This is a genomic window from Streptomyces sp. NPDC026672, assembly GCF_040638185.1.
Lineage (GTDB): Bacteria > Actinomycetota > Actinomycetes > Streptomycetales > Streptomycetaceae > Streptomyces.
Genome location: NZ_JBEZXS010000011.1, coordinates 14126 through 33438, shown reverse-complemented (window position 1 = coordinate 33438; position 19313 = coordinate 14126). Strand labels below are relative to the sequence as shown.

19 protein-coding genes and 4 tRNA genes are annotated in these 19313 nt (G+C 71.2%); 11 read left to right on the top strand and 12 right to left on the bottom strand.

Annotation, left to right across the window (positions count from 1 at the left end; genetic code table 11):
• Positions 1-49: 49 nt before the first annotated feature.
• Positions 50-1549, top strand: a complete 1500-nt coding sequence (locus AB0F77_RS14990; RefSeq protein ID WP_361947211.1) for a N,N-dimethylformamidase beta subunit family domain-containing protein — start codon at positions 50-52, stop codon at positions 1547-1549.
• 68 nt (positions 1550-1617) lie between these two features.
• On the top strand, positions 1618-2517 hold the full coding sequence (locus tag AB0F77_RS14985; protein WP_361947208.1) for a phosphoribosylaminoimidazolesuccinocarboxamide synthase: 900 nt from the start codon (positions 1618-1620) through the stop codon (positions 2515-2517).
• A gap of 46 nt (positions 2518-2563) precedes the next feature.
• Here the strand turns inward: AB0F77_RS14985 and AB0F77_RS14980 are convergent.
• The 8 genes from AB0F77_RS14980 to AB0F77_RS14945 all read right to left on the bottom strand — a co-directional run bounded on the left by AB0F77_RS14980 (position 2564) and on the right by AB0F77_RS14945 (position 7243).
• Positions 2564-2636: transfer RNA gene (locus tag AB0F77_RS14980), tRNA-Gly, on the bottom strand.
• A 23-nt stretch (positions 2637-2659) separates the two neighbouring features.
• Complete coding sequence (locus AB0F77_RS14975; protein ID WP_361947205.1) at positions 2660-3274, bottom strand: response regulator transcription factor; 615 nt, start codon at positions 3272-3274, stop codon at positions 2660-2662.
• Positions 3271-4617, bottom strand: coding sequence for a histidine kinase (locus tag AB0F77_RS14970; protein ID WP_361947202.1), 1347 nt, complete (start codon positions 4615-4617; stop codon positions 3271-3273). Before AB0F77_RS14970 ends, AB0F77_RS14975 begins: the two co-directional genes overlap by 4 nt.
• Before the next feature lie 20 nt (positions 4618-4637).
• Complete coding sequence (locus AB0F77_RS14965) at positions 4638-5381, bottom strand: ABC transporter permease (protein WP_361947743.1); 744 nt, start codon at positions 5379-5381, stop codon at positions 4638-4640.
• Between the two features lie 68 nt (positions 5382-5449).
• Entirely contained in the window at positions 5450-6388 is a 939-nt protein-coding gene (locus tag AB0F77_RS14960) for an ABC transporter ATP-binding protein (protein WP_361947199.1), read from the bottom strand.
• Between the two features lie 175 nt (positions 6389-6563).
• Positions 6564-6636: transfer RNA gene (locus AB0F77_RS14955), tRNA-Gly, on the bottom strand.
• Positions 6637-6716: 80 nt separating this feature from the next.
• Positions 6717-6788: transfer RNA gene (locus AB0F77_RS14950), tRNA-Gly, on the bottom strand.
• A gap of 137 nt (positions 6789-6925) precedes the next feature.
• Positions 6926-7243, bottom strand: a complete 318-nt coding sequence (locus AB0F77_RS14945; protein WP_133049042.1) for an Lsr2 family protein — start codon at positions 7241-7243, stop codon at positions 6926-6928.
• Between the two features lie 280 nt (positions 7244-7523).
• Here AB0F77_RS14945 and purS point away from each other — a divergent pair, with 280 nt between their 5' ends.
• The 7 genes from purS to purM all read left to right on the top strand — a co-directional run bounded on the left by purS (position 7524) and on the right by purM (position 14578).
• Positions 7524-7787 (top strand): phosphoribosylformylglycinamidine synthase subunit PurS, encoded by a 264-nt coding sequence (purS, locus tag AB0F77_RS14940; protein ID WP_015659417.1) that lies wholly within the window; start codon positions 7524-7526, stop codon positions 7785-7787.
• Positions 7784-8488 (top strand): phosphoribosylformylglycinamidine synthase subunit PurQ, encoded by a 705-nt coding sequence (gene purQ / locus AB0F77_RS14935; RefSeq protein ID WP_361947195.1) that lies wholly within the window; start codon positions 7784-7786, stop codon positions 8486-8488. Before purS ends, purQ begins: the two co-directional genes overlap by 4 nt.
• A complete protein-coding gene (purL, locus tag AB0F77_RS14930; RefSeq protein ID WP_361947192.1) occupies positions 8485-10743 on the top strand; it encodes a phosphoribosylformylglycinamidine synthase subunit PurL in 2259 nt (752 codons plus the stop codon). The genes purQ and purL overlap by 4 nt, the downstream gene beginning before the upstream one ends.
• Positions 10744-10838: 95 nt before the next feature.
• Positions 10839-11636 carry a sterol carrier family protein gene (locus AB0F77_RS14925; protein ID WP_361947189.1) on the top strand — a complete coding sequence of 266 codons (798 nt, stop codon included), beginning with the start codon at positions 10839-10841 and terminating at the stop codon, positions 11634-11636.
• A gap of 15 nt (positions 11637-11651) precedes the next feature.
• Entirely contained in the window at positions 11652-11840 is a 189-nt protein-coding gene (locus tag AB0F77_RS14920) for an META domain-containing protein (protein ID WP_361947186.1), read from the top strand.
• A 73-nt stretch (positions 11841-11913) separates the two neighbouring features.
• Positions 11914-13443, top strand: coding sequence for an amidophosphoribosyltransferase (gene purF / locus AB0F77_RS14915; protein WP_361947183.1), 1530 nt, complete (start codon positions 11914-11916; stop codon positions 13441-13443).
• 34 nt (positions 13444-13477) lie between these two features.
• Positions 13478-14578, top strand: coding sequence for a phosphoribosylformylglycinamidine cyclo-ligase (gene purM / locus AB0F77_RS14910; protein WP_361947180.1), 1101 nt, complete (start codon positions 13478-13480; stop codon positions 14576-14578).
• A gap of 68 nt (positions 14579-14646) precedes the next feature.
• Here the strand turns inward: purM and AB0F77_RS14905 are convergent, their stop codons facing one another.
• Together AB0F77_RS14905 and AB0F77_RS14900 are read right to left on the bottom strand one after the other, a co-directional pair.
• Positions 14647-14901, bottom strand: a complete 255-nt coding sequence (locus tag AB0F77_RS14905; protein WP_361947177.1) for a DUF3073 domain-containing protein — start codon at positions 14899-14901, stop codon at positions 14647-14649.
• A gap of 289 nt (positions 14902-15190) precedes the next feature.
• On the bottom strand, positions 15191-16291 hold the full coding sequence (locus AB0F77_RS14900; protein ID WP_361947174.1) for a Glu/Leu/Phe/Val dehydrogenase dimerization domain-containing protein: 1101 nt from the start codon (positions 16289-16291) through the stop codon (positions 15191-15193).
• Between the two features lie 255 nt (positions 16292-16546).
• Between AB0F77_RS14900 and AB0F77_RS14895 the strand changes: the two genes are divergently transcribed.
• Together AB0F77_RS14895 and bldC are read left to right on the top strand one after the other, a co-directional pair.
• Positions 16547-17398, top strand: coding sequence for a hypothetical protein (locus tag AB0F77_RS14895; protein WP_361947171.1), 852 nt, complete (start codon positions 16547-16549; stop codon positions 17396-17398).
• A gap of 506 nt (positions 17399-17904) precedes the next feature.
• The gene (gene bldC / locus AB0F77_RS14890) at positions 17905-18111 is read left to right on the top strand and encodes a developmental transcriptional regulator BldC (RefSeq protein ID WP_003949541.1); all 207 of its coding nucleotides are present in this window, start codon (positions 17905-17907) and stop codon (positions 18109-18111) included.
• Positions 18112-18592: 481 nt separating this feature from the next.
• On the opposite strand, the gene AB0F77_RS14885 is transcribed toward bldC, so the two are convergent.
• Both AB0F77_RS14885 and AB0F77_RS14880 read right to left on the bottom strand, forming a co-directional pair.
• Positions 18593-18790: a DUF6274 family protein gene (locus tag AB0F77_RS14885; RefSeq protein WP_361947168.1), complete on the bottom strand. Its 198-nt coding sequence runs from the start codon at positions 18788-18790 to the stop codon at positions 18593-18595.
• Between the two features lie 404 nt (positions 18791-19194).
• Positions 19195-19269 (bottom strand) — tRNA-Asp (locus tag AB0F77_RS14880).
• Between the last annotated feature and the right edge of the window lie 44 nt (positions 19270-19313).

Genomic DNA, 19313 nt, shown 5'->3' with positions numbered 1-19313 from the left:
GATCAGGCCCGGGCACAGGGCTCACGGGGGAACGAGGAGGGGACCGGCCATGGCCTCGGACCAGATCCGCCGCTGGGAGTCGGGCGCACTCGCGCACGCCGTCACGGACCCCTTCGGCCAGGGCCCCGTCCCCTGGCTGCGCGGCGGCGAGACCTACTTCGACGACACCGGCCAGGTCGTCCCCTGGTACGTGGACACGAGTCGGCCGCACCTCCCCCCGGGCGGCGCTCCCCTCGTCCCGGCCCCCCGCGCCGCCGCCGTGGGCCCGCGCGCGGCCGACGACGTGCACCGCCAGATCAAGGGCTTCGTCTCGACCGACACGGTCGCGCCCGGCGAGGCCGTCGACTTCCACATCACCGTCGACCCGCCCCAGCAGTTCGGCGTCGACGTCTACCGCATCGGCCACTACGGCGGCGACGGCGCGGCCAAGATCACCACCAGCCCTCGGCTCTCCGGCATCGTCCAGCCCCCGCCGCTCACCGCCGACCGCACGGTCTCCTGCCACCACTGGTGGCTGTCCTGGCGGCTCCAGATCCCCTCGTACTGGAGCGTCGGCGCGTACGTCGCCGTCCTCACCACCGCCGACGGCCACCGCTCCCACATCCCCTTCACGGTCCGCGACGACCAACCCGCCGACCTGCTCCTGCTGCTGCCCGACGTCACCTGGCAGGCGTACAACCTCTACCCCGAGGACGGCCGCACCGGCGCCAGCCTCTACCACGCCTGGGACGAGCGGGGCCGGCTGCTCGGCGAGGCCGACGCCGCGACCACGGTCTCCTTCGACCGGCCGTACGCGGGCGCCGGCCTGCCCCTGCACGTCGGCCACGCCTACGACTTCATCCGCTGGGCCGAGCGCTACGGCTACGACCTCGCCTACGCCGACGCCCGCGACCTGCACGCCGGCCGCGTCGACCCCACCCGCTACCGCGGCCTCGTCTTCCCCGGCCACGACGAGTACTGGTCCCTGCCGATGCGCCGCACGGTCGAGCTGGCCCGCGACAGCGGCACCTCGCTGGTCTTCCTCTCCGCCAACACCATGTACTGGCAGGTCGAGTTGGGCCCCGCCCCCACCGGTGTCCCCGGCCGCCTGCTGACCTGCCGCAAACGCCGGGGCCCCGGCCGGCCCGTGCTCTGGCGCGAGGTGGACCGCCCCGAGCAGCAGCTGGTCGGCATCCAGTACGCGGGCCGGGTGCCCGAGCCGTCCCCGCTGGTCGTGCGCAACGCGGACCACTGGCTGTGGGAGGCGACCGGCGCGGGCGAGGGCGACGAGATCGAGTCGCTGGTGGCGGGCGAGGCCGACCGCTACTTCCCGCGCACCGCGCTGCCCGCGCACGACGAGCGCATCCTGCTCGCGCACTCCCCCTACACCGACGGCGACGGCGCCCCGCGCCACCAGGAGACCTCGCTCTACCGCGCCCCCTCCGGCGCCCTGGTCTTCGCGTCCGGGACGTTCGCCTGGTCACCCGCGCTGGACCGTCCCGGCCACGTCGACCCGCGTGTCCAGCGGGCCACCGCCAATCTGCTGGATCGAATCTGCAAACGGGACTGACCCGCTGTCATCGGCTCCTGTCCGATACGGGAGAATCGACGCGTTGGTCAGAACCACGGGGAGGAACCGTGTCCGGATTCGTCGAAAAGCCCGAGCCGATCCAGGTCCCGGGTCTGGTGCACCTGCACACCGGCAAGGTGCGCGAGCTGTACCGGAACGAGGCGGGCGACCTCGTGATGGTCGCCAGTGACCGCTTGTCCGCGTACGACTGGGTGCTGCCCACGGAGATCCCCGACAAGGGCCGTGTCCTCACCCAGCTGTCGCTGTGGTGGTTCGACCGCCTCGCCGACCTGGTGCCCCACCACGTCCTGAGCACCGAGCTGCCCGAGGGCGCCCCCGCCGACTGGGCGGGCCGCACCCTGGTCTGCAAGTCCCTGTCGATGGTCCCGGTCGAGTGCGTGGCCCGCGGCTATCTCACCGGCTCCGGCCTGCTGGAGTACAACGACTCCCGCACGGTCTGCGGCCTCGCCCTGCCCGAGGGCCTCGTCGACGGCTCCGAGCTGCCCGCCCCGATCTTCACCCCGGCCACCAAGGCCGAGGTCGGCGAGCACGACGAGAACGTCTCCTACGAGGAGGTCGCCCGGCAGGTCGGCGCCGACACCGCCGCCCAGCTGCGCCAGGCCACGCTCGCCGTGTACTCCCGGGCCCGGGACATCGCCCGCGACCGGGGCATCCTGCTGGCCGACACCAAGTTCGAGTTCGGCTTCGACGGCGACACCCTCGTCCTCGCCGACGAGGTCCTCACCCCGGACTCCTCCCGCTTCTGGCCGGCCGACGAGTGGCAGCCCGGCCGCGCCCAGGCGTCGTTCGACAAGCAGTTCGTCCGCGACTGGCTGACGTCCGCCGAGTCCGGCTGGGACCGCACGGGCGAGCGGCCCCCGCCGCCGCTGCCGCAGCGCGTGGTGGAGGCGACCCGCGCCAAGTACGTGGAAGCCTACGAGCGGCTGACCGGCACCAGCTGGAGCTGACGGCACGAAGAAGGCCCCGGTCCAGTGGACCGGGGCCTTTTCCCTGAGCGGACGACGAGGCTCGAACTCGCGACCTCAACCTTGGCAAGGTTGCGCTCTACCAACTGAGCTACGTCCGCAGTGCGCCGTGGCGCGACGCCAACTATACCCAACCCCGCTCGCGTGCGAGACGCACCGCCGTGTGCCGGTTCTCGGCACCCAGTTTGGTGACCGCCGAGGAGAGGTAGTTGCGCACGGTCCCCTGCGACAGCGCGGCCCGCTCGGCGATCTCCGCCACCGGCGCGCCGTCCGCCGCCAGTTCCAGCACCTCGGCCTCCCGGGCGGTCAGCGGGGAGTCCCCGGCGGAGATCGCGTCGGCGGCCAACTCGGGATCGACGTACCGGTTTCCGCGGTGCACGGTACGGATGATCTCGGCGAGCCGCTGGGCGCTGACCGTCTTCGGCACGAATCCGCGTACCCCCGCCGCGAGGGCCCGCTTCAGGTGTCCGGGACGTCCGTGACCGGTGACGATCAGCACCTTGCAGTCCGGCAGTTCGGCCCGCAGGGATGTGGCGACCTTCACACCGTCCGCCCCCGGCATCTGGAGGTCCAGGACCGCGACGTCGGGCCGGTGCGCCCGCGCCATCGCCAGCGCCTCGGGACCGCCGGCCGCCTCGGCGACGACGGCGAGGTCGTCCTCCAGGGAGAGCAGCGCGGCCAGCGCGCCCCGGATCAGATGCTCGTCGTCGGCGAGCAGCAGCCGTACCGGAGCGCTCATGACGTGACCTCGCTCACCCTCGTGCCGGTGCTCTCGCCGGCCGGCGCCAGCGGCACCCGCGCGGTCAGCCGGAAGCCGTCCTCCCCGACGGGACCCGCCTCCAGCGTCCCCGCCACGGCGGCCAGTCGCTCACGCAACCCCGCAAGCCCGGACCCCGCCGTGCCGCCCGTTCCCGTGCCGCCCGTTCCCGTGCCGCCCGTTCCCGTGCCGCCCGTTCCCGTGCCGCCCGTTCCCGTGCCGCCCGTTCCCGTGCCGTCGGGCCCCGTGTCATCCACTCCGGTGACCCCGTCGTTCTCCACGGTCAGTACCACCCGTCCCTCCCGCACCCGTAGCCCCACCCGGCACTGGGCCGCGTTCCCGTGCCGCAGTACGTTCGTGGTGGCCTCCCGCACCACCCAGGCCAGCGCCGACTGCACCTCGGCCGGCAGCCCCGCCGCCTCGCCCGTCACCTCGCACCGGATGCCGGCGGCGCCCAACACGCCCTGCGCACCGGCGAGTTCGACCCCGAGGTCGGCCTCGCGGTAACCGCGTACGACCTCGCGGACCTCGCGCTGCGACTCCTGCGCGATGCGCTGCGCCTCCACCATCTGCGCCACCGCCTCCGGCCGTCCGCGCCGGGCGAGCTGCACCGCCAGCTCGCTCTTGAGGGCGATCACGGCGAGGTTGCGCCCCAGCACGTCGTGCAGGTCCCGCCCGAACCGCAGCCGCTCCTCGGCCACGGCCAGCCGGGCGCGGGTCTCGCGGGCCTCGTCCAGCTCGTACACGGCGTCGAGCAGCCAGATGGAGAACACGCAGGTGAAGGCGAGGAACCCGGCGCCGAGCAGCACGACGAGCGCCGAGACCAGCGCGGCCGGTCCGGGGATGCCGAGCAGGAAGGAGAGGGCGCCCGCGCCGAGCGCGCAGCCCGTCACGACGGCGAGCGCCTGCCGTCGGCCGCGCACGCCGAGCGTGACGACGCCTCCGCCGAAGACCATCACCCCGATGAACACGGAGAGGGCCGCGCCCCGGGCGTCCACGTCCGAGGGCCCGTACCGGTGCATCAGCAGGGCGGCGAGCGCCACGGCGAAGGTCACCGCGCCCAGCGTCCACAGCAGCCGCAGGGGCCGCTCCCGCCGGCCGCGCGTCCAGTCGAGCGCCCGGGCGGCGGTGACCGCGCAGAGCGCGGCGTGCGTGACCAGCGCGAGTGTCGCCCAGGCCGCGAGGGCCAGGTCCGGCTGCCCGAACGTGGGCACCGCGAGCACCGCGGCCTCCATCACCGCGAAGGAGTGGAACGACCAGCGTGTGTACGTCTCGACCTTGGCCGGTGTGCTCTTCCGGTGCCACCAGCCGCCCGGCCCGCTCATCCCCGTACCCCCCCCGTACGTCAGCGCCGAGGTTCCCAGCGGAACCGTCGCCGTACAGCAAACACCGCCACCACGGTCCAGGCCAGGGCGGTCAGTACGGCCCCCAGCGCCTCGTACCCGCTCAGGTCGCCGGTCCAGCCGCCGCGGACCAGGCGGATCGCCGGGGACAGGGGCAGCACCTCGCACACGGACGCCAGCCGGTCCGGCAGGACCTCCACGGGCAGCGCGACGCCCGAGCCGATCATCGAGAGGAACACCAGCGGCAACGCCGTGACCTGGGCGCTCTCCGCGGTCCTGGTGAACGCGGCGGTCAGTGCGGCCAGCGCCGCGCACAGCACGAGACCCGCCAGGACGCCGAGCACGCTCAGATACGGCGCCTTCGGCGCTCCCGCGTCCAGCAGCAGCGCGCAGCCGCCGGCCAGCACCAGGCTCTGCGCGAGGCCGACCGAGACCGCGGGCAGGGCGGTGCCGACCAGGATCTCGGTGTCGCCGAGCTCCCCGGAGCGCAGCCGCTTGAGGACCAGTTCCTCGCGGCGGGTGACGTACGCGGCGACCAGGGACGTGTAGACGGCGAAGAGGAGGGAGAAGCCGATCGCGGCCGTCAGCATCAGCACGCCGGCCGACAGCCCGGCCGCCTTCAGGTCCATCCGGGTGGCGGCGGGCCGCACGCTGAACGGCAGCGCGAGCGGCACGAACAGCGCGGTGACCAGCGCGCCGCGGTTGCGGCCGAGCAGGGTGAGCTCGGCCCGCGCCAGCGCCCGCATCCGCCGGGCCGCCGGGGCGAGGGAACGGGGCGACGTCCGCGCGGCCCCCGGGGTGAACGCCGGAGTGCTCATGCCGCCGCCTCCTGCTCCCGGGCGATCCCGAGGAACGCCTCCTCCAGGGAGGCCGACCGCACGTCGAGACCGCGCAGTTCGACACCGGCCCGCTCGGCCCACACCAGCAGCCGGGTGGCCGTCCGCTGCGGCTCGCGGGTGCTCAGCCGTACCCGGCGGCCGGCCAGTTCGTGGCCGGACACGCCCAGTTCGGCGAGCGGGGGCAGATCGCCGAGGAAGTAGCCGGCGGGCAGGTCGAAGGAGATCCGCGCGGGCCGTTCGGCGGTCACCTCCTCCGGGGTCCCGGCGGTGGCGACGCGGCCCCGGTGCAGGATCGCGAGCCGGTCGGCGAGGCCCTCCGCCTCCTCCAGGTAGTGCGTGGTCAGCAGCACGGTCGTGCCGCCGTCGCGCAGCGCCCGCACCAGGTCCCAGGTGTCCCGGCGGCCCTCGGCGTCGAGCCCGGTCGTCGGCTCGTCCAGGAACAGCACCTCGGGCTCGCCGAGCAGCGCGAGCGCCAGGTCCAGCCGCCGCCGCTCGCCCCCCGACAGCTGCTTGACCCGTACGCCCGCCCGGTCGGCCAGCCCGACCAGCGCCAGCGCCTCGTCCGTGGGCCGGGCTCCGGTGGTGCAGCCCGCCCACATCCGCACGGTCTCGGCGACGGTCAGCTCGGAGGGGAAACCACCCTCCTGGAGCATCACTCCGGTGCGGGGGCGTACGGCGGCCCGCTCCCGGTGGGGGTCGTGGCCGAGGACCCGCACCCGGCCGGCCGTCGGCGGCGCGAGCCCTTCCAGCAGTTCGACGGTCGACGTCTTGCCCGCCCCGTTGGTGCCCAGCAGCGCGAAGACCTCCCCGCGCGCCACGGAGAAGCTGATTCCGCGCACCGCCTCGAACCCGCCCCCGTAGACACGACGGAGGTCGGTGACCTCGATCACGTGCTCGTGTTCGTTGAAGTCCATGCCTCCAGCGTTCCGGCGGCGGGGAGCAGGGGGCAGTGCGCGGTGTCATCGGTCGGCATGACAAATGTCAGAGCGGACCGGCGGCCGACGGGATCACCGGGTCCACCCGGATCATGGACACCGGATCATGCACAACGAAAAGACCCCGGTCCGAAGGACCGGGGTCTCATTCCCGAGCGGACGACGAGGCTCGAACTCGCGACCTCAACCTTGGCAAGGTTGCGCTCTACCAACTGAGCTACGTCCGCATTGCATCCGACCGGCTCTCACCGATCGGCGCGGGCACCAGCCTACCCTACCCACGACAGTGGTGAGGACGGCGATGCGGAGCGGGTGACAGGAATTGCACACTGCGCCTTCCCCCTGGAAGGGGGATGTTCTACTACTGAACTACACCCGCATGTACTCCGTGGGTTTCGGCCTTCCGGCCTCGCCCCTCGGCGTGCTCCAGACATTAGCTGATCAGCAGGGGGGTAGCGCAAGTCGGTGGCCCCCAGGGCTCGCTGACGGACCCTGAGGACCCCCGTCACGGCGCCGTCACTGCGCTTCGCTGAACGCCTCGTAGACCTTCTTGGGGATCCGGCCGCGCGCGGGCACGTCCATCTTGTTCGCCTGTGCCCAGGCGCGGACCGCCGCCGGGTCGGGGGCGACCTCCGTCTGGCGGTAGGCCTTGCCCGACTTCGACCGCTTGCGGCCGGCCTCCACGTACGGCGCGAGCGCCTTACGCAGTTTCTTGGCATTGGCTTGGTTCAGGTCGATCTCGTACGACTTGCCGTCGAGTCCGAAGGCGATCGTTTCCGCCGCTTCCGAGCCGTCGATGTCGTCAAAGAGAGTGACCACGACCTTCTGCGCCACGAATATCGGTCCCTTCGTACGGCACGTTGACAAATTCATTTGTACCGTGCCCGACAATGCATTGTGAAGCTCGACTAAATCCTCCCGCGTGTCCGAACGCAATAGGTATCGGGTGTCGATCTCAGATCTTTCCCGGAACTTTTCACCGGTGGCACCGCCTCCGGGGGCCCGTGACCGCTGTCACGTAGGTTCCTCCAAGTCGACGCGCGTAGAAATTTTGTGCGGGTAGTCTGAGGCCAACCGTAGGAACCTGCTCAGCACCACACCACCGGGAGTGCCCGTGGCACGCGTCGTAGTCGACGTCATGCTCAAGCCGGAGATCCTCGACCCCCAGGGCCAGGCGGTCCAGCGTGCGCTGCCGCGCCTGGGTTTCGAGGGCATCTCCGATGTACGTCAGGGAAAGCGATTCGAACTGGAAGTTGACGGGCCGGTCGACGAGGCCGCGCTCGCCCGCATCCATGATCTCGCGGAATCCTTCCTCGCCAACACCGTGATCGAGGACTTCACCGTCAAGGTCGAGGAAGTCGCGGAGGCCGCGAAGTGACCGCTCGTATTGGCGTCGTCACTTTCCCCGGCAGCCTCGACGACCAGGACACCCGGCGCGCGATCCGGCTCGCGGGCGCCGAACCGGTCGCGCTCTGGCACAAGGACAAGAACCTCCACCAGGTCGACGCCGTGGTGCTGCCCGGCGGGTTCTCCTACGGCGACTATCTGCGCGCGGGCGCCATCTCCCGGTTCTCGCCGGTGATGGAGACCGTGATCGAGCAGGCGAAGGCCGGCCTCCCGGTCCTCGGCATCTGCAACGGCTTCCAGGTCCTCACCGAGGCCCACCTGCTCCCGGGCGGGATGCTCGGCAACGACCACCTCCACTTCATCTGCCGTGAGCAGAGGCTGCGGGTGGAGAACGCGGACACCGCCTGGACCGGCGACTACACCGCCGGCCAGGAGATCCGCATCCCGCTGAAGAACATGGACGGGCGGTACGTCGCCGACACGTACACGCTCGACGAGCTGGAGGCCGAGGGCCGGGTCGCGTTCCGCTACGTCGTCGACGGCGACGCCGCCGACGGATGCGGCAACCCGAACGGCTCGCTGCGGGACATCGCCGGCATCACCAACGAGGCGGGCAACGTCGTCGGCCTCATGCCGCACCCCGAGCACGCCGTCGAGCCCCTGATCGGCACGGGCCGCACCGACGGCCTCCCGTTCTTCACCTCGATCCTCAAGAAGCTGGTCAACGTATGAGCCGGACGCCTCTGGACACGGTCGAGCACGCGGCCGCGACCCCCGACGTCGAGCTGCCCTGGGCCGAACTCGGCCTGAAGAAGGACGAGTACGAGCGGGTCGTGGAGATCCTCGGCCGCCGGCCCACCGGCGCCGAGCTCGCCATGTACTCCGTGATGTGGTCCGAGCACTGCTCCTACAAGTCCTCCAAGGTCCACCTCCGCCAGTTCGGCGAGAAGGCCCCGCAGAGCGACGCGCTCCTCGTCGGCATCGGCGAGAACGCGGGCGTCGTGGACGTCGGCCAGGGCTACGCCGTGACCTTCAAGGTCGAGTCGCACAACCACCCGTCCTACGTGGAGCCCTACCAGGGCGCGGCCACCGGCGTCGGCGGCATCGTGCGCGACATCATCGCGATGGGCGCCCGCCCGGTCGCGGTCGTGGACCCGCTGCGCTTCGGCGCCGCCGACCACCCCGACACCAAGCGGGTGCTCCCCGGTGTCGTCGCGGGCATCGGCGGCTACGGCAACTGCCTGGGCCTGCCCAACATCGGCGGCGAGGTCGTCTTCGACGCCTGCTACCAGGGCAACCCGCTGGTCAACGCCGGCGCCATCGGCGTGATGCGGCACGAGGACATCCACCTCGCCAAGGCGTCCGGCGCGGGCAACCAGGTCATCCTGTACGGCGCCCGGACCGGCGGCGACGGCATCGGCGGCGCCTCGATCCTCGCCTCCGAGACCTTCGACGATGCCAAGCCCTCCAAGCGCCCGGCCGTCCAGGTCGGCGACCCCTTCCAGGAGAAGCTCCTCATCGAGTGCACCCTGGAGGCGTTCAAGGAGAAGCTGGTCGTCGGCATCCAGGACCTCGGCGCGGCCGGTCTGTCCTGCGCCACCTCCGAGCTGGCCTCCAACGGCTCCGGCGGCATGCGCGTCACCCTGGACGACGTCCCGCTGCGCGACTCCACGCTCTCGCCCGAGGAGATCCTCATGAGCGAGTCGCAGGAACGCATGTGCGCGGTCGTCGAGCCCGCCAAGGTCGCGCGCTTCCTGGAGATCTGCGAGAAGTGGGACGTCATCGCCACCGTCATCGGTGAGGTGACCGACGGCGACCGCCTGGAGATCTACTGGCACGGCGGCAAGATCGTCGACGTCGACCCGCGCACGGTCGCGCACGACGGCCCGGTCTACGAGCGCCCCTACGCCCGCCCCGACTGGCAGGACGCCCTCCAGGCCGACGACGCGAACGCGCTGCCCCGGCCCACGACGCCGGACGAGCTGAAGGACCAGGTGCTCAAGCTGGTCGGCTCGCCCAACCAGGCGTCCAAGAAGTGGATCACCTCGCAGTACGACCACTTCGTGCAGGGCAACACCGTCCTCGCCCAGCCCGAGGACTCCGGCATGATCCGCGTCGACGAGGAGTCCGGCCTCGGTGTCGCCATCGCGACCGACGGCAACGGCCGGTACGCCAAGCTCGACCCGTACACGGGCGCGCAGCTGGCCCTCGCCGAGGCGTACCGCAACGTGGCCACCACCGGCGCCCGGCCCCTCGCGGTCTCCGACTGCCTGAACTTCGGCTCGCCCGAGGACCCGGCGGTGATGTGGCAGTTCGCCGAGGCCGTGCGCGGTCTGGCCGACGGCTGCCTCCAGCTGGGCACCCCGGTCACCGGCGGCAACGTCTCGCTCTACAACCAGACGGGCGAGGCGGCCATCCACCCCACCCCGGTCGTCGCGGTCCTCGGCGTCATCGACGACGTGGCCCGGCGCACGCCGGTCGCCTTCCAGGAGGAGGGCCAGCTGCTCTACCTCCTCGGCGACACGCGTGCGGAGTTCGGCGGCTCGGCCTGGTCGCAGGTGGTCCACGACCACCTCGGCGGTCTGCCTCCCGAGGTCGACCTGGAGCGGGAGCGGCTGCTCGCCGACATCCTGATCTCGGCCTCCCGCGACGGCATGATCGACTCCGCGCACGACCTGTCCGACGGCGGTCTGATCCAGGCGGTCGTGGAGTCGGCGCTGCTCGGCGGCAAGGGCGCCCGGCTGGTCGTACCGGACGGGCTCGACGCGTTCACCTTCCTGTTCTCCGAGTCGGCCGGCCGCGCGATCGTCGCCGTGCCGCGCTCGGAGGAGGTCCGCTTCAACGACATGTGCGGTGCCCGGCGCCTGCCGGCCACGCGCGTCGGTGTCGTCGACGGGGACGCGGTGGAGATCCAGGGCGAGTTCGAGCTGCCCCTGGCCCAGCTCCGCGAGCTCCACGAAGGCACGATCCCGGCGCTGCTCGCCTGACGGCGACGGCGGTGCACGGGGAAGGCCCCGCCCGGTGTTCCGGGCGGGGCCTTCCCCGTGCCGGGCACGCTCCGCGGAGGCATAGGCTCACCCGCATGCCACCGGCCAAGAAGCGCGCACGGACCTACGACCCCGCCAAGATCCGGGCCGCCGTGCTCGCCCAGTTCGGGAACGTACGGGACGCGGTGCGCACCCTCACTCCCGCGCAACTGGACGGGCCCACGCGGCTCGGCGACTGGACCGTGCGGGACCTCGTGGCCCACACCGGGATGGCCGTCGGCGTGGTCAGCCGGTTCATCGACCTGCCCGCGCCCACGCACCAGGACGTCACGCTCCTCGACTGGCCGTTCGCGACCGCCGTCAACGCGGACGGGATCGCGGAGACGAGCCGCCGGCTCGCCGAGGCCAACCCGGACCCCGACGCCTACCTCGATGGCATCGGGCACCGCTTCACCGAGGACCTGGAACGGCACCCCGGCACCCGGCTGCTCGCCACCGGCGCCGGTCCCATGCCGCTCGCCGACTACCTCGTCACCCGTACCGTCGAACTCGTCGTCCACAGCGACGACCTGAACGACGCCGTCCCCGGGCTCGACGTCCCGTACGACCGGCAGGCCCTCGCCGCCGCGACCCGGCTGCTCGCCGACGCGCTCGCCCTGAAGGCACCCGGCGGCTCCACCGAGGTGCGGATCCCGCCGTACGCCGTCGTGCAGTGCGTCGAAGGACCCCGGCACACCCGCGGCACCCCGCCCAACGTCGTCGAGACCGACCCGCTCACCTGGATCCGGCTCGCCACCGGCCGACTGACCTGGGCGGACGCACTCGACGCGGCACGGGTCAGCGCGAGCGGGGAACGCGCCGACCTCGGCCCGCTGCTGCCGCTCATGGCCTGAGGCGCACCCGCCACGGTGCGCGACGCCCGAATCACCCTGGGCACTCCCAGGACGACCCGAATGATGTGCGACGCCTCACTCATGCACACCGAAAAGCGGCCGCCGGGCTTCTCCGACGGCGCCGTCACCTACCGCCTCGGCCCTCGCGCCATCACGTTGACCAGGGAAAACACCGAGACCGTCTTCGTCGCCCCACCTCTGTGACCAGGCAGGCACACAGTGTCACGGCCGCCCGACCCATTCGGCCCAGCGGGCGATCTCGCCTACACTCGGTGCCGTGCCACGTGGTGACGGTCGACTCAATCACGATCTGCTCCCCGGCGAGAAAGGCCCCCAGGACGCGTGTGGCGTCTTCGGTGTCTGGGCTCCGGGCGAAGAGGTCGCAAAGCTCACGTACTTCGGGCTCTACGCCCTCCAGCACCGGGGTCAGGAATCCGCGGGAATCGCGGTCAGCAACGGCTCCCAGATCCTCGTCTTCAAGGACATGGGACTGGTCTCCCAGGTCTTCGACGAAACCTCCCTCGGCTCCCTCCAGGGTCACATCGCGGTCGGACACGCCCGCTACTCGACCACCGGCGCCTCCGTCTGGGAGAACGCCCAGCCGACGTTCCGGGCCACCGCGCACGGCTCCATCGCGCTCGGCCACAACGGCAACCTGGTGAACACGGCGCACCTCGCCGAGCTGGTCGCCGACCTGCCGAAGGACACCAACGGCCGCTCCACCCGGGTTGCCGCGACCAACGACACCGACCTGGTCACCGCCCTCCTCGCGGGCCAGGTCGACGACGACGGCAAGCCCATGACCATCGAGGAGGCCGCCCACGCGGTCCTCCCGAAGGTGCGCGGCGCCTTCAGCCTCGTCTTCATGGACGAGCACACCCTCTACGCCGCCCGCGACCCGCAGGGCATCCGCCCCCTGGTGCTGGGCCGCCTGGAGCGCGGCTGGGTCGTCGCCTCGGAGTCCGCCGCCCTCGACATCACGGGCGCCAGCTACGTCCGCGAGATAGAGCCCGGCGAGTTCGTGGCGATCGACGAGAACGGCCTGCGCACCTCGCGATTCGCGGAAGCGAAGCCGAAGGGCTGTGTCTTCGAGTACGTGTACCTGGCCCGCCCGGACACGGACATCGCCGGCCGCAACGTCTACCTCTCCCGTGTCGAGATGGGCCGCCGGCTCGCCGCGGAGGCGCCCGTGGACGCCGACCTGGTGATAGCGACGCCGGAGTCCGGCACCCCGGCCGCCATCGGCTACGCGGAGGCCAGCGGCATCCCCTTCGGGGCCGGACTGGTGAAGAACGCCTATGTCGGGCGGACCTTCATCCAGCCGTCGCAGACCATCCGGCAGCTCGGCATCAGGCTGAAGCTGAACCCGCTCAAGGAAGTCATCAAGGGCAAGCGCCTGGTCGTCGTCGACGACTCCATCGTGCGTGGCAACACCCAGCGGGCCCTGGTCCGCATGCTGCGCGAGGCCGGCGCCGCCGAGGTCCACATCCGGATCTCCTCCCCGCCCGTGAAGTGGCCGTGCTTCTTCGGCATCGACTTCGCCACCCGTGCCGAGCTCATCGCCAACGGCATGACCATCGACGAGATCGGCACCTCGCTCGGCGCCGACTCCCTGGCGTACATCTCCATCGACGGCATGATCGACGCGACCACCATCGCCAAGCCGAACCTGTGCCGCGCCTGCTTCGACGGCGAGTACCCGATGGAGCTCCCGGACCCCGAGCTGCTCGGCAAGCAGCTCCTGGAGACCGAGCTGGCCGCCGGTCCGGCAGCCACGGCCGCGGCCGACGCGATCCGTCGCCCGTAAGCCCCGTAGAAACCAACCCGAAAGAACCCAGGCGATGTCTGCTGTGTCTGATCAGTCCTCTTCGGCGACGGGTCGTTCCGCCGGTGCTTCCTACGCGGCCGCCGGCGTCGACATCGAGGCGGGCGACCGCGCCGTCGAGCTGATGAAGGAATGGGTGCGCAAGACCGGGCGCCCCGAGGTCCTCGGCGGCCTCGGCGGCTTCGCCGGCCTCTTCGACGCCTCCGCCCTCAAGCGCTACGAGCGCCCCCTGCTCGCCTCCGCCACCGACGGCGTGGGCACCAAGGTCGACGTGGCCCGCCGGATGGGCGTGTACGACACGATCGGGCACGACCTGGTCGCCATGGTCATGGACGACATCGTGGTGTGCGGCGCCGAGCCGCTGTTCATGACCGACTACATCTGTGTCGGCAAGGTCCACCCCGAGCGTGTCGCGGCCGTCGTGAAGGGCATCGCGGAGGGCTGTGTGCTGGCCGGCTGCGCCCTGGTGGGCGGCGAGACGGCCGAACACCCGGGTCTGCTGGGCGAGGACGACTTCGACGTCGCCGGCGCCGGTACGGGCGTCGTGGAGGCCGACCGGCTGCTCGGCGCGGATCGTATCCGTAAGGGTGACGCGGTGATCGCCATGGAGTCGTCCGGGCTTCACTCCAACGGGTACTCCCTGGTCCGTCACGTCCTGCTGGACCGGGCCGGCCTCGCCCTCGAAGCGCACGTCGACGACCTCGGCCGCACCCTCGGCGAGGAACTGCTGGAGCCCACGAAGATCTACTCGCTGGACTGCCTGGCCCTGCTGCGCACCACCGACGTCCACGCCTACTCGCACATCACCGGCGGCGGGCTCGCGGCCAACCTGGCCCGTGTCGTCCCCGACGGCCTGCACGCGGTCGTCGACCGCGCCAGCTGGACGCCCGGCGCGGTCTTCGACCTGGTCGGCAAGGCCGGCGACGTCGAGCGCCTGGAGCTGGAGCGGACCCTGAACATGGGTGTCGGCATGATCGCGGTCGTGCCGCAGGAGTCGGTGGACGTCGCCCTCGCGACCCTGGCCGACCGCGGGGTCGGGTCCTGGGTGGCGGGCGAGATCACCGACCGCGGTGCGCACACGACGGGAGCCGCCCTGGTGGGCGACTACGCGAGCTGATCCCTGTAAGCAGCACAGAACCCGGTCGGTGACCGAAGTCACCGACCGGGTGGGTGCTCAGTACAAGGTCAAGCTCCGCGACGGTGCCGTGAGGACTGGTCGTCCTCGTCCTCCTCGTCGTCGTCCTCGTAGAGGTCGGCGTAACGTGAGTACAGGTCATCGTCCTGCTCATCGTCCTCGAAATGGTCACCGTTCGGCGGCGACTGGTTCGATGGCGATGCGCCCAGCTCCTCGGCCAGGCGTGAGAGGTCCGTCCCACCGCTGTTGTACTTCAGCTGGCGGGCGACCTTCGTCTGCTTGGCCTTGGCCCGGCCGCGCCCCATGGCTCGACCCCCTCAACGACGGGGCTCGACGGCCCCAGAGTCTGACACGCGTTCATGATCCGGAACGGACTCTCCGTAGAGAGGCCGGTCCGTAGGGCTTCCACGGTACCTGAGCCCACGCCCATACGGTACGTCGCCCGCAGCACGTGCCCAGCTCCCCAACCCGCGGGGCGCCCCGTCCCCGCTGGTCAACCGCGATTTTAACCACTTCTTGGCAGGCGACCCGCCGACGAACGTGAGAGTTCTCTCCAACTGTCCCCCGGCGGGTACCGGCCAACCCCGCGGAACGTCAGCGTCCGCGGGCGGCACCGGCCTCGTGCATGCGCTGCTCGGCGATCCGGTCGGCCGCGGCGGCCGGCGGGATTCCGTCCTCCTTCGCACGAGCGAAGATGGCCAGCGTGGTGTCGAAGATCTTCGCCGCCTTGGCCCTGCACCGCTCGAAGTCGAACCCGTGCAGCTCGTCGGCCACCTGGATCACGCCGCCGGCGTTCACCACGTAGTCCGGCGCGTAGAGGATCCCGCGGTCGGCGAGGTCCTTCTCCACGCCCGGGTGGGCGAGCTGGTTGTTGGCGGCGCCGCACACCACCTTGGCGGTGAGCACGGGCACGCTGTCGTCGTTCAGGGCGCCGCCGAGCGCGCACGGGGCGTAGACGTCCAGCCCCTCGACGCGGATCAGCGCGTCGGTGTCGGCGGCCACGGCCACGGACGGGTACTGGTCGGAGACCCGGCCCACGGCCTCCCGGCGCACGTCCGTGACGACGACCTGGGCGCCCTCGTCGAGCAGATGCCCGACCAGGTGGTGCCCGACCTTGCCGACGCCCGCGATGCCGACCTTGCGGCCGCGCAGCGAGGGGTCGCCCCACAGGTGCTGGGCGGAGGCGCGCATGCCCTGGTAGACGCCGAAGGCGGTGAGGACGGAGGAGTCGCCGGCGCCGCCGTTCTCGGGGGAGCGACCGGTCGTCCAGCGGCACTCGCGGGCCACGACGTCCATGTCGGCGACGTAGGTGCCGACGTCGCACGCGGTGACGTACCGCCCGCCGAGCGAGGCCACCATCCGCCCGTAGGCGAGCAGCAGTTCCTCGGTCTTGTCCCGCTCCGGGTCGCCGATGATCACGGCCTTGCCGCCGCCGTGGTCGAGTCCGGCCATGGCGTTCTTGTACGACATGCCGCGCGCGAGGTTGAGGGCGTCGGTGACGGCCTCGGCCTCCGTGGCGTACGGGTAGAAGCGCGTACCGCCGAGCGCGGGGCCGAGGGCGGTGGAGTGGATGGCGATGACGGCCTTGAGACCGGTGGTCCGGTCCTGGCAGAGCACGACTTGCTCATGGCCACCCTGGTCCGAGTGGAACAGGGTGTGCAGGACATCAGCAGGTGCGCCGGTTACGTCGGTCACGGTGGTGACTCCTGGGTAAGTAGCGGCGAGTGGAGACTGGGCTCCCGTGCGGGTGGCGGGTGCCGTGGCATGAGCGTAGGGCCTGCGCCCGCCCGCCATCCGCGCAGTGTTCAGGATCACCCTCCGAGGGCGTGCGCGCACGCATGGACGTGGCACGATTTGCAGAGGTTTCCCGTCCGTTCGAGCACGGCTCGTACGGGTCCCGTGCGGGTTCCGTACGGGTTTCGAGCCGGGTCCGGTGGGGAGGGAGCAGGCGTGCCCAAGGTGTCCTCGGTGATCGTCCCGTATGCGACGTACCTGCGTGTCTACGAGCCCCTGGCCGCCTTCCCGGAGCCGGAGCGGACCCACTGGGCGCGTTACGCGCGCCGGCCCGACCGCCCCTCCTACCAGGACGAGCTGCGGCGCTCGCTGGCCGACCTGCTGCCCACTCCTCCGGTGGCGGTTCCGGTGCACGAGAGCGGCGAGGCCTTCGTGGTGGACGTCGACGGCGTGGTCTGCGTGTGCCCCTGGCGCACCCGGCTGCGCGGCTGGCAGGCGCTCGGGGACCTGGCGGAGGAGTTGGCGCCGCCGGTCCTGGACGCGGTGCTGCCGCCGGTCGTGCGCCGGCAGGCGACCCAGGACTACGAGCGCTGGCTCGCCCGCAATCCCGACGCCCGGCCCTGGATCCGCACGGCGACCTGGCAGGTGCCGCTCAACTGGTTCGTGCTGGTCGCCGACGAGGAGCGGCAGTACACGAAGGGGGCCGCGGAGGCGGAGGGCGAGCCGCCGGTGCTGCGCTACCGCACGCCCATGGTGCAGGCGCGGCGGCGGGTGGCGCGGGGGCTGCGCACGCTCAAGGACACCATCGACGAGGGGCCGTTGATCGACGGTCTGGTGGACGTGGGGCGCTGGCTGGAGGAGTTCCACCCGCGCTCGCTGGTCGAGTTGGACTACGGCGGTCTGGTGCACGCGCTGCCGGCCGGCGAGCTGGAGGGTGATCACTCGGCGGCCGACGTCGCCGAGGGCATCGACGCGCTGCGGCGGGGGGACGGGGAGGCCGCCGGGGAGGCGTACGGGCGGCTCGTGGAGCGGTGGCGGTCGGTACGGGACCGGCGTTCGGCGAACTGACGCGCCGATCAATGGGGTTGATGTGACGTACGTCACGGTCGAAACAGCGTGTGACCGCGTACGGTCTACCGCACATCCCTGACCTGACGGGACGTTGGTTCCGATCCGGGCTTATGTGTCAAGCGTGACGGAGCGCACTTACGCGGCTCTTGCGTCTCTTGCCACTCCTCATGCCAAAATAGGACAAGGAGCTCGGGAAGGGCTCAGCATTGCACGCTTTAGGGGGGTCTGGTGACTCCTGCGCGCCACTGTGACTGATCGTCACAGTGGCGTGACTGTCCGCTATGGCATGGTCCATCGGCTTCCGTCGCTGATGAACACCTGGGAGGGCAATTCCATCGGTTTGGCCGACGCGGCTGGACAGATGGTGTAGTTGTAGTGCCGAGGACAAGCCGTTCGTCCTATAACCGACTCGACTCGCGTCCGCCATTTCGGGCAACGCGGGTCAAGGTGCAGAATTTAGAGGAAAGAACCGAGAAGGTTCGGTTCTCCCGAGGAGGCCGCTCATGACCGCTCGCACCCCTGATGCCGAGCCGCTGCTGACCCCGGCTGAGGTCGCCACGATGTTCCGCGTTGACCCGAAGACGGTCACGCGGTGGGCGAAGGCCGGCAAGCTCACGTCGATCCGTACGCTCGGCGGGCACCGCCGTTACCGCGAGGCCGAGGTCCGCGCACTGCTCGCGGGCATCCCGCAGCAGCGCAGCGAGGCCTGAACAACTCCATAATCGGGCATAACGGCCGGTCCCCCACTGGTCGCCACACCCGAAACCCTAGCTCCAAGCGACGCGGGACCTGCCCCAACAGGGCCCACGCCCAAGCCGAGAAGAACGTTCTGGCATCAGCACAGGGTGCGTCGTAGATCGCGCTGGACTCCGCCGGGTCCAGCGCGATCTTTTTTGTGCGCCGGGGGAGCGGGTTGCGGACGGTTCGTGAGCGGGCCTGTCGAAGTCTGGGGACGGGTGGGGAGCCGGTGTTCGATCCGCTGTGGAGGGGCTGTGGAACCGGTGCAATTGCACATATTAAATTGACCGGTTGTAGGGCTGTGGCGGGCACGTACTCTTCAGGAACTTATGCGGTGACACCCGTCACATGTCGTGAAGCTTGTTGGCGCCGTCCTGTGTGCGCTAAAGGGCCGTGCGTCCGCCCACCGACCCACCGTGGCACGGGTGTTGGGGCGGAAGCGGACGGGCGCGTTCACGCGGGGGCCGGGTCGTCGTCCTCGACGGGGTCCTCCGGGAGCCGGCCGGTGCCCGGGGGCGCGTCCATGGCCAGGCGCAGGAGGCGGTGGCAGATGGGACAGTGCCGGGTCACGTGCCCGTAGGAGGACGCGGCCGACAGGTGTGCCCGGAGCAGTGCGCGTGTCTCGTGCCGGGCCGATGCGGACGTCGCCATGCGCCACCTCCCCGGCCCGCCCCGAAAACGGGCCCTCCTCCCTGCGTACCGACCGAATGTGACTCCGTCAAGGTGCGGGGACCCCGAGGCCGCCCCGTGCCCGCACAACCGCCGTACCGCCCTCGAACGCCACTCACCCCACTCACCCGCCCCCGTCACCAAGACATGAACACAGAACAGGACCCCCCGCTTCCCGCCGAACGGACCGAAAAAGAGGAAACGCAGAAAGGGCCCACCTTGTGGTGGGCCCCCAGTGCACACAGACGACCCCACCTCCCGACGAGCCCCTTCGCGTGCGGTCCTGACGGGATTTGCTGTGTCTGATTGCGGCTCCGCCGCGGGCGCGGCCTCCCCCGGTGTGGGGCATGCAGAAAGGGCCCACCTTGCGGTGAGCCCTTCGTGTGCGGTCCTGACGGGATTTGAACCCGCGGCCTCCACCTTGACAGGGTGGCGAGCACTCCAAACTGCTCCACAGGACCTGGTTTCGCAGTGCCATTCGTGCGTTGCGCTGCGAGAAGAGACT

Excerpts from the sequence above, each read along its gene's own strand:
- AB0F77_RS14975 (WP_361947205.1), bottom strand. The coding sequence starts at position 3,274 with ATGAGCGCTCCGGTACGGCTGCTGCTCGCCGACGACGAGCATCTGATC.
- purL (WP_361947192.1), top strand. The coding sequence starts at position 8,485 with ATGAGCCGGACGCCTCTGGACACGGTCGAGCACGCGGCCGCGACCCCC.
- AB0F77_RS14905 (WP_361947177.1), bottom strand. The coding sequence starts at position 14,901 with ATGGGGCGCGGCCGGGCCAAGGCCAAGCAGACGAAGGTCGCCCGCCAG.
- AB0F77_RS14965 (WP_361947743.1), bottom strand. The coding sequence starts at position 5,381 with ATGCGGGCGCTGGCGCGGGCCGAGCTCACCCTGCTCGGCCGCAACCGC.
- AB0F77_RS14960 (WP_361947199.1), bottom strand. The coding sequence starts at position 6,388 with ATGGACTTCAACGAACACGAGCACGTGATCGAGGTCACCGACCTCCGT.
- bldC (WP_003949541.1), top strand. The coding sequence starts at position 17,905 with ATGACCGCTCGCACCCCTGATGCCGAGCCGCTGCTGACCCCGGCTGAG.
- purM (WP_361947180.1), top strand. The coding sequence starts at position 13,478 with ATGTCTGCTGTGTCTGATCAGTCCTCTTCGGCGACGGGTCGTTCCGCC.
- AB0F77_RS14885 (WP_361947168.1), bottom strand. The coding sequence starts at position 18,790 with ATGGCGACGTCCGCATCGGCCCGGCACGAGACACGCGCACTGCTCCGG.
- AB0F77_RS14970 (WP_361947202.1), bottom strand. The coding sequence starts at position 4,617 with ATGAGCGGGCCGGGCGGCTGGTGGCACCGGAAGAGCACACCGGCCAAG.
- AB0F77_RS14925 (WP_361947189.1), top strand. The coding sequence starts at position 10,839 with ATGCCACCGGCCAAGAAGCGCGCACGGACCTACGACCCCGCCAAGATC.
- AB0F77_RS14990 (WP_361947211.1), top strand. The coding sequence starts at position 50 with ATGGCCTCGGACCAGATCCGCCGCTGGGAGTCGGGCGCACTCGCGCAC.